Genomic DNA, 13,188 nt, shown 5'->3' with positions numbered 1-13,188 from the left:
CACCGGGCTGTCGCGTCAGGTGAGTCCGGCGAGCCGGAGCAGCAGCGACTTGACGTCGGTGGCCGCGAGGCGGTCACCGACAGCGCGGGGGGTGGAGCAGATGAGGAGCGGACCGTCGTCGTCGCTCGCGGGGAGGCGGCCGTGGCTGCCGCGAAGAGATGAGGGATCGAGAGGCACGACCGCCATGCGGTAGCGCATGCCGAGTTTCTTGCGCGCCAGTGCGGTGGCCGCCCTGACCCTGACGTACGGGTCGAGGGGATCCATGAGGAGTTCGGCCGGGTCGTAACCGGGTTTGCGGTGGATCTCGACGAGCCGCGCGAAGTCGGGCGCGCGGGCGTCGTCGAGCCAGTAGTAGTACGTGAACCAGGCGTCCGGTTCGGCGACGGCCACGAGTTCGCCGGCGCGCGGGTGGTCGAGGTGGTGGGTCTTCTTGCCCTCGTCGTCGAGGAGCCGCTCGATGCCGGGCAGGGGGGCGAGGGCGGCGCGGGTGGCGTCGAGGTCCTCGGGGCGGCGCACGTAGACGTGGGCGATCTGGTGGTCGGCGACCGCGAAGGCGCGGGAGGCCATCGGGTCGAGGTACTCCATGCCGTCCTGCGTGTGCACCTCCAGCAGACCGGCGCGCCGCAGGGCGCGGTTGATGTCCACGGGCCGGTTCACACGGGTGATGCCGTACTCGGACAGTGCGACAACGGTGCGTCCCTCGGCGCGTGCGTCGTCCAGGAGCGGGGCGAGCGCGGTGTCCAGGCCGGCGGCGGCCTCGAGCGAGCGGGGGTCGTCGGGGCCGAAGCGCTGGAGGTCGTAGTCGAGATGGGGGAGGTAGCACAGGGTCAGGTCGGGGGTGCGGGTGCGGTTGACGTGGCGGGTGGCGTCGATGATCCACCGGCTGGAGACGAGGTCCGCCCCGGGCCCCCAGAAGTGGAACAGGGGGAACGTGCCGAAGCGGTCGGTGAGTTCGTCGTGCAGCGCGGCGGGCCGGGTGTAGCAGTCCGGTTCCTTGCGGCCGTCGGCGTAGTAGACGGGACGGGGGGTGACGGTGATGTCGGTGTCGGCGCCCATGGCGTACCACCAGCAGATGTTGGCCACGGTGTATCCGGGGTGCGCGCGGCGGGCGGCGTCCCACAGCTTGTCGCCGGCGATAAGACCGTTGTGCTGCCGCCACAGCAGGACGTCGCCGAGCTCGCGGAAGTACCAGCCGTTGCCGACGATGCCGTGCTCGCTCGGGAGGGTGCCGGTGAGGAAGGTGGACTGGGCGGTGCAGGTGACGGCGGGCAGCACGGTGCCGAGGGCCGCGCGGGAGCCGGACTGCCCGAGCGCCTTGAGGTGGGGCATGTGGTCGAGGAGGCGGGGGGTGAGGCCCACGACGTCGAGGACGAGAAGGGGGATGGGGCGGGCGGTGCCGTGGTGGCTGCCGGCGGTGTGCCCGGGCGCGGTCATGGCAGTTCCTTCAGGCCGAGGTCGGTCAGCAGGTCTCGGGCGAGCGTCAGTTCGGCGGCGAGGCCGTCGGCGAGCTGGGCGCGGCCCCGGGGGCGCAGCTCGGGCGGGAGGGCCTGCCAGGTGTAGGTCTCGACCTCCAGGTGGCGGGTGAGCGGGTGCGGGCCGCCGACGAGCCCGGTCAGGGCGGCCTTCAGTACGGGCAGCGTGGAGGTGAGGGGCGCGCTGGGGGCCGCGTGCAGTGGGACGTGGAAGTGGGCGCGCCAGGGTGCCGCGTCGGGCAGCGTGTCGCCGGCCAGGGCCTCGTCGAGGTCGTCGGTGCCGCGCAGTCCGGTGGCGGTGGAGGCGCGGGTCTGGTGCAGGAAGCGGGGTTCGGCGAAGGCGGCCAGGGCCTCGCGGACCTCGGGGAGACGGGGGTGTTCGGCGTGCAGGGCGGCGGAGAGCTGGGACTTGACGACGGGGATGCCGGCCCGGGTCAGGTCGCCCAGGGCGGTGTGCGGGTCCTCGAAGGAGGTGGCGAGGTGACAGGTGTCGACACAGACGCCGAGGCGTTGGTGGGCGATCGCGGTGAGCGGGGCGATGGCGTCGCGGGTGGTCTCCACGACACAGCCGGGTTCCGGCTCGAGGGCGAGGCGGATGGAGCGCCCGGTGAGCTCCTGGAGCGCGTCGAGGCGTTGGGCGAGGGTGAGCAGCGCGGTGCGCGCGGTGCGGGCACGCCGTTCGTCGTGGGCGGTGCGCCAGGCCAGGGGCAGGGTGGAGATGCTGCCGTCGGTGACGTCGTCGGGCAGCAGTCCGGCCAGGACCCGGGCCAGGGCGGTGGTGTGCTCCAGGCGCTCCGGGTCGGCCCAGTCCGGCTTGTAGACGCGGTACTTGACCTCTTCGGCGCCGAAGCCCTCGTAGGGGAAGCCGTTGAGGGTGACGACCTCGAGGCCGCGCCGGTCGAGCTGACGGCGCAGTCCGCGCAGGGCGCAGGGGTCGGTGGCGAGGGCGCGGGCGGCGTCCCTGGCGAGCCACAGCCCGATGCCGAGCCGGTCGCGGCCCAGGCGCCGGCGTACCGGCTCGCAGTGGTCGCGCAGCTGGGCCAGGACGCCGTCGAGGGTTTCGGCGGGGTGGACGTTGGTGCAGTAGGCGAGGTGGACGGTGGAGCCGTCGGGGTGGCGGAAGCGCATGGCTCACGCCTCCGGGGTGGCGGCGGGGTCCCCTGCGGGGGTGCTGGGCGCGCCGCGCAGGATGGTATTGCCCTCGTGGGTGGCAGCGGTGGCGGCGACGTCGAGGTCCAGCCGGCCGCTGAGCCCGTAGAAGGCGACGGGGTTGCGCCACATCACGTGGTCGACGTCGTCGTCGGTGAAGCCCTCGGCGAGCATCAGGTCGGCGACCTTGCGGGTCTTGAGCGGATCGCTGCGGCCCCAGTCGGCGGCGGAGTTCACCAGGACCCGCGCGGGGCCGAAGGCGCGCAGGATCGCGACCATGCGCTCCTCGTCCATCTTGGTGTCGGGATAGACGGAGAAGCCCAGCCAGCAGCCGCTGTCCTTGGCCTCCTTGACGGTGGTCTCGTTGAGGTGGTCGACCAGCACGCGCTCCGGGGACAGGGCCGACTCGCGGACGACGTCGAGGGTGCGGCGCAGACCGGCGAGCTTGTCGCGGTGCGGGGTGTGCACGAGGGCGGGCAGGCCGTGGTCGGCGGCCAGCTGGAGCTGGACGGCGAGGGCGGTGTCCTCGGCCGGGGTCATGGAGTCGTAGCCGATCTCGCCGACGGCCACCACGTGGTCCTTGACGAGATACCGGGGCAGCGCGTCGAGGACGGGGGTGCAGCGGGGGTCGTTGGCCTCCTTGGGATTGAGGGCGAGGGTGCAGTGGTGGGCGATGCCGTACTGGGCGGCGCGGAAGGGTTCCCAGCCGAGCAGGGAGTCGAAGTAGTCGAGGAAGGAGGCCGGAGAGGTGCGGGGCTGGCCGAGCCAGAAGGCGGGCTCGACCACGGCGCGGACGCCCGCGGCGTGCATGGCCTCGTAGTCGTCGGTGGTGCGCGACGTCATGTGGATGTGGGGGTCGAAGAGGCGCATCAGGACTCCTTGCCGTGGGGGTGGTCCGTGGTGTGCGGCGCGGGGGCGGACTCGGTCGTGGTCAGGACGCGGCGCAGGTCCTCCGGGACGGGGCGGCCGGCGGCGGTGCGCTCGTCGGCGTGGTCGGCGAGCATGCGGGCGAGTTCGGCGTCGCCGCGGGCCCGCCGGTCCAGGTCCGCCACACGGTCCACGGGGACGCCCGTGAACAGGCACTTCAGTACGGCGTGCCGCCAGGCGTGGGCGTCGAGGTGCCGGGCGCCGTACGGGCCGACGGCGGCGGCGACGAGCCGGGTGTCGTTGGTGCGCAGGGCGTCCTCGACGAGCGGAAGTGCTTCGGCACCGGGCACGAGGTGCGGCAGGGCGTGCAGGACGGCGCGGCGTTCGTCGGCGGTGCCCTGGACGTAGACCCGGCTCAGGGCGTCGGCGTCGGCGCGGGCCGCGTGCAGGATGAGCACACGGGCGGCGTCGGCGTGCTCGGCACCGCAGCGGCGGCCGGCCTCGGCCAGGCGCAACTCCCACACGGAGATGGGTCCGTGGGCGCCCGGGTGGGTGCTCGCCTCGTCGAGCGCCTGATCGAGCCAGGCGCGGGCGGCTCCGGTGAGGCGGTCGGCGAGGCGGCGGCGCAGGTCGGGGAGCGGGGTGGTGGCGGGGCTGCCGTCGCCCTCCCGGGCGGTGGACGGCGCGCTCGCCTCGTCAGGGGCCGGGCGGACGGGGGTGGTGCCCGGGCCGGTGCGGGCGGCGGGGGTGGTGCCGTCGGCTGCCTGGTGGTCCGGGGCGTGGGGGACCGACCGATCGCCGTGGGTGGTTCCTGCCTCCGGGGTGGCCGGGGTGGCGTCGGGGCGGGTCATGGGGTGCTGCTCCCTTCGGGGGTGACGGAGGGATCGCCGTGTGCTCGGTCGGGGGCGGTGGGCGAGGTGAAGGGGTGGGCGGCGGCCGGGGTGCGGGCCGTGGCGGACCGGGCGGCTGCGCGACGCAGGAAGGGCAGGGAGTGGGCGGCGAAGTGGGGGCCCGCGTGGGAGTGGCGGGGCAGTTCGACGACGGTGAGGCCCCGGTAGCCGGTCGCCGCGAGCGCCGCGAGGACGGGCGGGAAGTCGATCTCGCCGTCGCCGAAGGGCAGGTGCTCGTGCACGCCGCGGCGCATGTCCTCGATCTGGACGTGGCGGAGCCAGGGCGCGGCCTCGCGCACGCAGTCCGCGGGGGCGAGGGATTCGAGGCACTGGCAGTGGCCGATGTCCAGGGTGAGGCCGAGCGGTCCGGGATCACCGAGCGCGCGGCGCAGGTGGTGGAAGTCGGCGAGGGTGGCGAGCAGGTGGCCCGGTTCGGGTTCTACGGCGAGCGGGACGCCGGCGGTGGCGGCGGCGTCCAGGACGGGGGTGAGGGTCTCGGTGAGGCGTCTCCACGCGGTGGCCTCGTCCGTGCCCCCGGGGACGACGCCGCTGAAGCAGTGCACGGCGTGCGCGCCGAGGTCGGCGGCGATCTCGACGGCCCGCAGGAGGAGGCCGGCGCGGCGGGCCCGGTCGTCCGGGTCGGGGTCCAGCAGCGAGGGCCCGTGCTTGCGGCGGGGGTCGAGCACGTAGCGGGCGCCGGTCTCCACGGTGACGCCGAGACCGAGCGCGTCCAGCCGGTGCGCGACCCGACGGGTGCGGGCGGCGACGTCGGGGGCGAGCGGGTCGAGGTGCATGTGGTCGAGGGTGAGGCCGACGCCGTCGTAGCCGAGGTCGGCGAGCAGGCCGAGGGCGTCGTCGAGCCGCAGGTCGGCGAGGCCGTTGGTGCCGTAGCCGAGGCGGAGGGGGACGGCTGCAGGAGGCCGAGCCGCCCGGGACGGGTTCATGTGATGCTCACCTTCCTCGCGAACCGCGCCCCGAGCGGGGCGAGCGCGGCGGTCAGCAGGGCGGGGACGGCGGCACCGGCGCGGGCGCCGAGGCCGGCCTGGAGGGGGATCGTGGCGCGGACGCCGGCGCCGACGGCCCGTTGGGTGAGCGGAGGTGAGGGGTTGAGGGCGGCGTGGACGTAGGGGCGCGCGGTGGTCGCGGCGTACACGGCGCCGAGGACGGCGGTCAGGGCACCGGTGGCGTCGAGGCGGGGCGTACGGGACGGTCCCGAGGCAGGGGCGGGCCACGCCGCCAGCGCCGTCCGCGGGCGGGCGCTCCCGCGGGCACCGGGAGGGTTCCCGGAGGCCGGGCGGCCGGCGGGGCGCGGCCGGTCCCCAGGGCCCGGGGCGCACGAACGCAGGCCGTCGGTGAGCCCGCTGCCCGCCGGGCAAGCAGCGTCGGCGCGTCCTCGGCCGGCCGGTGGCCGGGCCGGGCGGCGCGCCACCAGCCGGGTCAGCAGCCCGGTGACGGCCAGTGCGACCAGGGGTGCCAGGGATGAGCCGCCGCGCGTCTCCTGGCGGGAGACGGTCGTGACCGCGAGCGTGTGGGTGCCGAGCAGCGCGGCGGAGGGCAGGGCCGGGCGGGCGCGCCCGGTCGTGGCCGCCGCTCCCAGGAGCAGGTCCAGTCCCCGGGCCGCCGCCATCGCCGCGGGACCGGCGGGCGTGTGCTTCAGGGCCAGGTCGTACGCCCAGACGGTCGCCGCGAGCGGCACGGCCACCGTGAGGGCCGGGCGCCCGGCGCGGGCGGCGAGGCCCAGACCGGCCGCCGTCAGCGCACCGGCCGCGGTGAGGGCTGCGGCGGGGCGGACGCGGCCGGAGGGGATCGGGCGGTGCGGGCGTTCGGCGGCGTCCTCGGCGCGGTCGGCCCAGTCGTTCAGGGCCATGCCGGCCTCGTAGAGGCACACGGAGGAGCCGATGGCGATCAGGGTGCGCCCGCCGGGCCGCCCACCGGCCGCCGCGGCCCCGGCGAGGGCGTCGCCCGGGACGGTGAACAGGGCGGGCAGCCGCAGCAGTTCGGCCCACGCGCGCCCGCGGGTGGCGCCCGGTGCGGTGCCGACGTGCTCGGGACTCACCGGGCGGCGCCGACGGCTCCCGTCCCCTTGCGTCCCGCGCCCTGCCACCTCTCGCCCACCACCGCGCCCACCCGGCCGCGGCCTCCTCCGCCCGGCCACCTCCGCATCTCCACCGGGCGCCGGGCACGGCCCACGGGCCCCACCCGGCTCCCCCGGCGCTTCCCCGCCCGCATCCGGCTCCCCCGGCCCTTCCCCGCCCGCATCCGGCTCGCCACCCGGCACCACGGGCAGCCGCCCGGCCCCGGCCGCCTCCGCGGACTCCTCGCCGGACGGGGCCCAACCACCCCCCGCCGTCGCGCACCACGCATCCGTCCCGAACGGCCGCTCAGGTTCCTGCTCTTCGGGCCGTCCCCACCCCTCCCCGGCCGGCCTCACGCTTCCTCCCCGGCTCCGCGGGACAGCGGGCCGCGCGTGCTCGGCCCGTGCTCACCCGGCCCCGCCCGCCGCAGGCTCTCGGCGAAGCGGACCAGGTCGGCGTACTGCTGCGGCAGTCCCGCCGGACCCTCCCCCACCGGGTCCTTGAAGAAGAAGCCGAGCGCGCCGAGCGGGCCGGACAGACCCGCCTCGTGGGCCCGGGCCGCCAGCCGGACCAGGTCCAGCACCAAGGGGGCGGCGAGCGCCGAGTCGCAGCCCTGCCAGATGGTCTGGAGGATCATGCGGGTGCCGAGGAAGCCGTCGAAGGCGATGTGGTCCCAGGCGGTCTTCCAGTCGCCGAGGGTTGGGACGTCGTCGATGTGCACCTGGCCCTCGGGGGCGGTGCCGAGGGTGTCGGCCAGGACGCGTTCCTTGCCGGCGTTCTTCGCGGCCGCGGCGGCCGGGTCGGCCAGGGCCGCGCCGTCACCGCCGCCCAGGAGGTTCGTACCGGACCAGGCCCGCACGGCCAGCGCACGCTGGGCGAACATCGGGCCGAGCACCGACCGCAGCAGGGTCTGGCCGGTCTTGCCGTCGCGGCCCGCGTACGGCAGGCCGCAGGACTCGGCGAGCGGGGCCAGCGCGGGGTGGTGCAGTCCCGTGGACGGGGTGAAGTTGACGTAGGAGCAGCCGGCGCGCAGGGCGGCGGCCGCGTAGAGGGAGCTGGCGGGGAGCGCGGAGCCGGCCGGGGCGGGTTCCGTGGAGGCCAGGTTGACGACCACCACCCGGTTCGGTCCGCGGCGGTCGGCGAAGTCACGGATGTCCGCGGCGAAGGCCGTGATCAGTTCCTCCTCTCCCCGTGTGTCCCCGGCGGCCGGTCCGCCGGGCCGGATCTCGCGGTCCGCGGCGGCGAGTTCGGCGGTGACGGCGGAGGGCAGGCCGGGCGGCAGCACCCCGCCGGCGACGAGTGCCTCGGCCCGCTTGGGCAGGGGGCAGTCGACCGTGTCGTGGCCGCCGAAGACCAGGGAGGACAGGGGCGGCAGGCCGCTCCCGGCGAAGTCGGGGCTCTCGGTCACCATGCCCGTCGGTGGGTGCAGCCCCGCGGTCAGGACGGCACACCCCGCCACCACGGTGGTGGCGACGGAGCCGCGCGCCCCGACCAGCCACACCCCCACACGGGATTCGGATCGGGTCTCGGACATGGGCGGCCTCCTCATCGAAGTCGGACGACGATCTGAGCGAACCCGCTGATCAGGACGGTGACGGCGGCGGGAGGGTGGCGGGCGGGCGGGAGGGTGGCGTCCCCCGCCCGCCGCCGTTCAGTGGCCCGACGAAACGGCCGGGGCCGTCGGCGCCCCCGTCCTCGCGGGCAGGTTCCTGATCCGGACGTCGCGGAAGGACACCCGGTCCTCGGCACCGTGGTTCTGGATGCTGCCGATGTGACCGTCTCGGCTGCGCGCCGCCGCGCAGGCTGTGACACGGCCGGGGCGGACACACAGCCCGGCAGCAGGGCGTCGGCCAGGGCGGCGGTGAACTGTCGTCCCTCCGTCGGCATGGCGGCCCCCTCAGCCGGTGGTGAACGTGAAGTCGTCCACGTCGAACAGGGCTCCGGTGCCGCTGCCCTCGAACACCAGGTAGAGCGTGGTGGTGCCCCTGGGGGCGCGGGACAGGCCGGCCGTGACGTCCTGGAAGTCGTCCCAGCCGCCGGTCACGGGTACGGCCGCCCTGCCGAGCAGCGTGCCCGTGGGCGAGCCGGCCCTGATCTCCAGCGTGCCGCCCGTGCCGCCGGAGGAGACGCGCGCCGTGATCGTCTCGGCGTCGCGCAGGACGTACGGGGTGAAGGAGACCCAGTCGCCGTTGTGGACGTTGCCCACGGTGCGGCCGCCGTGCGCGGTGTCCCTGGTGATCACGTCGACCCCGGAGGCGTCGCCGAAGTGCTCGGCCTGGCGGTGCCGGGGCTGCACCACGTTCTGGTCGTGGGAGGTCAGCGCGGCCTGGCCGCCGCCTCCGTTGTCGGTGTACTCCGCGTCGAGCACCCCGAAGATGTTGGCGTCCTCGTCGTGGCCGCCGTCGGCGCTGGTTCGGAGGGTGCCGGAGCAGCCGTTGGCGGAGGTGAGCGGGTGGCCGTGGGAGTCGTGGCCGAGGACGAAGGTGACCTTGACCCTGGAGCAGTCGATGGCCCTGCCGTCCTCGGGGTCGGTGACCCTCACCTTGAACGGGACCGCGTCGCCGAAGTCGAAGAGCCGGCCGTCCTTGGGTGTTTCCAGCACCACGGTGGGTGCGGTGTTGCCCACGACGATGCGCACGGAGGCGCTACCGGTGCGGCCGGAGGGGTCCTCGGCGGTGAGGGTCGCGGTGTAGGTGCCGTTCCTGGTGTAGCGGTGCGTGGGGGCGGCGGCGGTGGAGGTGGCGCCGTCGCCGAAGTCCCAGCGGTAGGTGAGGGCGTCACCGTCCTGGTCGCCGGTGCCGGCGGAGGAGAAGCGCACCCTCAGCGGTGCCTGCCCGGAGGTGCGGTCGGCGGCGGCCCGGGCGACGGGTGAGTGGCCGTCGGTGGCGTTCTCGATGCGGTAGAGGGCGGAGTTCTCGTCCCCGCCGAACCAGGCGAGGCCGTAGTCGAGGACGTAGAGCGCGCCGTCGGGCCCGAAGGCCATGTCCATCACCTGGGTACCGGTCCAGGGGACGTCGGTGATCGACTGGACGGTGCCGGCGGCGTCGCTGCTGATCCGCTTGATCCAGCGGCGGCCGAACTCACCGGCGAAGAAGTCGCCGTCGTAGGCCTCGGGGAACTTCACCGGCGAGTCGAGTGCGGGGTCGTAGTGGTAGACGGGGCCGCCCATCGGGGACTCCGAGCCGCTGCCGAACTCGGGCAGCGATCCGCCGTCGTACGGGATCCAGGCGGGCTGGGCCGGGGGCAGGTCGGTCAGGCCGGTGTTGTGCGGGGAGGTGTTCCTCGGGGCGGCGCAGTCGAAGGCGGCGCCGGACGCCTTGGTGGCGAAGTCGTAATCGACGTAGGCGTCGTTGTCGCCGGTGCAGTAGGGCCAGCCGAAGTTCCCGGGGCCGGTGACGCGGGCGAACTCGACCTGACCGGCCGGGCCGCGCGCGGGGTCGGCGGCGCCGGCGTCCGGGCCGTAGTCACCGACGTACAGGGTGCCGGTCTTCTTGTCGACGCCGAACCGGAAGGGGTTGCGGAAGCCCATCGCGTAGATCTCGGGCCGCGTCTTCTCGGTGCCGGGCGGGAAGAGGTTGCCCTCGGGGACGGTGTAGGAGCCGTCGGCACCGACCTTGATGCGCAGGATCTTGCCGCGCAGGTCGTTGGTGTTGCCGGAGGTGCGCTGCGCGTCGAAGGCCGGGTTGCGGTCGGCCCGTTCGTCGATGGGGGTGAAGCCGTCCGACTGGAACGGGTTGCTGTCGTCGCCGGTGGACAGGTACAGGTTGCCCGCCGCGTCGAAGTCGATGTCGCCGCCGACGTGGCAGCAGATGCCGCGGGTGGCGGGGACGTCGAGGATCTTCTTCTCACTGGCGGCGTCGAGGGTGCCGTCGGTGTTCAGCACGAACCGCGAGAGGCGGTTGACGCCGTCGAACGGGGCGAAGTCGGCGGCGGTGCCCGTCTCGGGGGCGTCGCCGGCCGGGGTGTCCATCGGGGGCGCGTAGTAGAGGTAGACGAACCGGTTCTCGGCGAAGCCGGGGTCGACGCCGACGCCCTGGAGGCCCTCCTCGTCGTGGGAGTACACCTGGAGCTTGCCGGCGAGCCGGGTGTTGCCGGCGGCGTCGGTCAGGCGCAGTTCCCCGTCGCGGGACGTGTGCAGGACGGAGCGGTCCGGGAGGACGGCGAGGGACATGGGCTCGCCGACCTCCGATTCGCCCTTGGCGAGGGTGACCTGCTGGAAGTCCTCGGCGGCGGACGCTGCCGGTGCGGCCTGCGGGCCGGCGTCGGCCGCACCGGCCTGCGGGGCGGTGACGGTGAGGGTGGCGCCTGCCAGGAGGACGCCCCCGAACAGGGCCACGGCCTTGCGCCAGGACGGGCGCCGTCTGCGGGTCTCGTGGCCGTCGGGGGTGGTGGGGTCGTTCCCGTGCACGTGTGCCTCCATCATCGGGGCCGGTCGTACGGGCGGGTGCGTATGAAGGGATGCGCCGTCATCCCGGAGAGCGTCGGGGGTGAGCGGGTGCGCGGGTGCGGTCAGTTGCCGAACGCCGCGTCGAACGAGGCCGACGGCGGCTCGAAGTCGTACGCCTTCAGGCGGATCAGCGCCTCGGGGGCGCCCTGGAGCCGGTCCATGCCGGCGTCCTCCCACTCGACGGAGACCGGGCCCCGGTAGCCGATGGAGCGCAGCATGCGGAAGACGTCCTCCCAGGGGACGTCGCCGTGACCGGCGGAGACGAAGTCCCAGCCGCGCCGGGGGTCGCCCCAGGGCAGGTGGGAGCCGAGGCGGCCGTTGCGTCCGTCGAGGCGTTTGCGGGCCTCCTTGCAGTCGACGTGGTAGATCCGGTCGCGGAAGTCCCAGAGGAACCCGACCGGGTCGAGGTCCTGCCAGACGAAGTGGGAGGGGTCGAAGTTGAGTCCGAAGGCCGGCCGCCGGTCGACCGCGTCCAGGGCGCGGACGGTCGTCCAGTAGTCGTAGGCGATCTCGCTGGGGTGGACCTCGTGGGCGAAGCGCACGCCCTCGGCGTCGAAGACGTCCAGGATCGGGTTCCAGCGCTCGGCGAAGTCCTCGTAGCCGCGGCCGATCATCGACTCGGGGGCGGGCGGGAACATGGCGACCAGGTGCCAGATGGCGGAGCCGGTGAAGCCGATGACGGTGTCGACACCGAGGGCGGCGGCGGCACGCGCGGTGTCCTTCATCCGCTCGGCGGCCCGCTGCCGTACGCCTTCCGGGTCGCCGTCGGCCCACACCCCGTCCGGGAGGATGGCCCGGTGGCGCTCGTCGATGATCGCGTCGCACACCGCCTGGCCGACGAGGTGGTTGGAGATCGCCCAGCACTTCAGGCCGTACGTGTCGAGCAGTTGACGGCGCGAGTCGACGTAGGACGGGTCGGCAAGCGCCTTGTCGACCTCGAAGTGGTCGCCCCAGCAGGCGAGTTCAAGTCCGTCGTAGCCGAAGTCGCGGGCGAGGCGGCAGACCTCCTCCAGGGGCAGGTCCGCCCACTGGCCGGTGAACAGGGTGAAGGTGCGGGGCATCCCTATCGGTCCTCCTCAGGCCGCGATCGGGGTGTAGACGGAGTTCTTCACGGCGCTCTCCTCCACCGCCGCCAGCACGCGCTGCACCTGGAGCCCGTCGGCGAAGGAGGGTTCGGGGCTGCGGCCCTCGGCGACGGCGTGGACCAGGTCGCGGGCCTGGTGGACGAAGGTATGCTCGTAGCCGAGGCCGTGGCCGGGCGGCCACCAGGCGTCCAGGTAGGGGTGGTCGGGTTCGGTGACCAGGATGCGGCGGAAGCCGGCGTGCGCCCCGGGTTCGGTGCCGTCGTGGTACGAGAGTTCGTTGAGCCGTTCCAGGTCGAAGGCCAGTGATCCGCGCTCGCCGTTGAGTTCGATGTGCAGGGCGTTCTTGCGGCCGGTGGCGTACCGGGTGGCCTCGAAGGAGGCTAGGGCCCCGGAGGGGAAGCGGCCGGTGAACAGGGCGGCGTCGTCCACGGTGACCTGCCCGGTGCCGGCGGCGGAGAGGGCGGCGAGACCGCCGGTGGGCCCGCCGGGCAGCGGGCGCTCGCGGACGAAGGTCTCGGTGAGCGCGGAGACACCCGCCAGATGCTCCCCCGCGAGGTACTGCGCCAGGTCGACGATGTGCGCGCCCAGGTCGCCGAGCGAGCCGGAACCGGCGTGCTCGCGCCTGAGCCGCCAGGTGAGCGGGAAGGCGGGGTCGACCAGCCAGTCCTGGAGGTACGTCACGCGCACGTGCCGCAGGGTGCCAACGCGGCCCTCGGCCACCATGCGCCGGGCCAGCGCGGTGGCGGGAACCCGGCGGTAGTTGAAGCCGACCATGGCCGACTGGCCCCGTGCCGCGGCCTCTTCGGCCGCGCGGTGCATGGCCTCGGCCTCGGTGACGGTGTTGGCCAACGGCTTCTCGCACAGCACGTGCTTGCCGGCGGCGAGGGCGGCGAGGGCGATCTCGGCGTGGCTGTCGCCGGGGGTGCAGATGTCGACCAGGTCCACGTCGTCCCGTTCGACCAGCGTGCGCCAGTCGGTCTCGGTCGCAGCCCAGCCGTGCCGGTCGGCAGCCGCGCGCACCGCGCCCGCGTCCCGGCCGCAGATCACGGCCAGTTCGGGGCTGAGCGGAAGGTCGAAGACGCGGCCCGCGGTGCGCCAGCCCTGGGAGTGGGCGGCGCCCATGAAGGCGTAACCGACCATGCCGACGCGCAGCGGTGGCTTCCCCGTGTCTGCCCCTTCTGACTGCTGCGGCTGTGCCATGCG

At 74.6% G+C, this 13,188-nt stretch carries 10 protein-coding genes; all 10 read right to left on the bottom strand.

The genetic code is table 11. From position 1 onward, the window contains the following. Positions 1-15: 15 nt before the first annotated feature. The 10 genes from ACFYOV_RS10720 to ACFYOV_RS10675 all read right to left on the bottom strand — a co-directional run bounded on the left by ACFYOV_RS10720 (position 16) and on the right by ACFYOV_RS10675 (position 13,185). Positions 16-1,434, bottom strand: a complete 1,419-nt coding sequence (locus tag ACFYOV_RS10720; RefSeq protein WP_389085468.1) for an alkaline phosphatase family protein — start codon at positions 1,432-1,434, stop codon at positions 16-18. Next, a complete protein-coding gene (eboE, locus tag ACFYOV_RS10715; protein ID WP_389085466.1) occupies positions 1,431-2,600 on the bottom strand; it encodes a metabolite traffic protein EboE in 1,170 nt (389 codons plus the stop codon). Before eboE ends, ACFYOV_RS10720 begins: the two co-directional genes overlap by 4 nt. Before the next feature lie 3 nt (positions 2,601-2,603). Further along, positions 2,604-3,491 carry a TatD family hydrolase gene (locus ACFYOV_RS10710; protein ID WP_389085463.1) on the bottom strand — a complete coding sequence of 296 codons (888 nt, stop codon included), beginning with the start codon at positions 3,489-3,491 and terminating at the stop codon, positions 2,604-2,606. Then, positions 3,491-4,339: an EboA domain-containing protein gene (locus tag ACFYOV_RS10705; protein WP_389085460.1), complete on the bottom strand. Its 849-nt coding sequence runs from the start codon at positions 4,337-4,339 to the stop codon at positions 3,491-3,493. Before ACFYOV_RS10705 ends, ACFYOV_RS10710 begins: the two co-directional genes overlap by 1 nt. Further along, positions 4,336-5,322, bottom strand: coding sequence for a sugar phosphate isomerase/epimerase family protein (locus ACFYOV_RS10700; protein WP_389085458.1), 987 nt, complete (start codon positions 5,320-5,322; stop codon positions 4,336-4,338). Before ACFYOV_RS10700 ends, ACFYOV_RS10705 begins: the two co-directional genes overlap by 4 nt. After that, positions 5,319-6,434: an SCO3242 family prenyltransferase gene (locus ACFYOV_RS10695; RefSeq protein ID WP_389085456.1), complete on the bottom strand. Its 1,116-nt coding sequence runs from the start codon at positions 6,432-6,434 to the stop codon at positions 5,319-5,321. The genes ACFYOV_RS10700 and ACFYOV_RS10695 overlap by 4 nt, the downstream gene beginning before the upstream one ends. 371 nt (positions 6,435-6,805) lie before the next feature. Beyond that, the gene (locus ACFYOV_RS10690; protein WP_389085454.1) at positions 6,806-7,987 is read right to left on the bottom strand and encodes an inositol-3-phosphate synthase; all 1,182 of its coding nucleotides are present in this window, start codon (positions 7,985-7,987) and stop codon (positions 6,806-6,808) included. A gap of 363 nt (positions 7,988-8,350) precedes the next feature. Continuing rightward, a complete protein-coding gene (locus tag ACFYOV_RS10685; RefSeq protein WP_389085451.1) occupies positions 8,351-10,861 on the bottom strand; it encodes a PQQ-dependent sugar dehydrogenase in 2,511 nt (836 codons plus the stop codon). Between the two features lie 101 nt (positions 10,862-10,962). Further along, complete coding sequence (locus ACFYOV_RS10680; RefSeq protein ID WP_389085449.1) at positions 10,963-11,961, bottom strand: sugar phosphate isomerase/epimerase family protein; 999 nt, start codon at positions 11,959-11,961, stop codon at positions 10,963-10,965. A 15-nt stretch (positions 11,962-11,976) separates the two neighbouring features. Then, positions 11,977-13,185 (bottom strand): Gfo/Idh/MocA family protein, encoded by a 1,209-nt coding sequence (locus tag ACFYOV_RS10675; protein WP_389085446.1) that lies wholly within the window; start codon positions 13,183-13,185, stop codon positions 11,977-11,979. Positions 13,186-13,188 lie beyond the last annotated feature (3 nt).

The sequence above is a fragment of the Streptomyces sp. NPDC005931 genome (assembly GCF_042871235.1).
Classification (GTDB): domain Bacteria; phylum Actinomycetota; class Actinomycetes; order Streptomycetales; family Streptomycetaceae; genus Streptomyces.
This window is presented reverse-complemented; position numbering and strand designations above follow the sequence as displayed.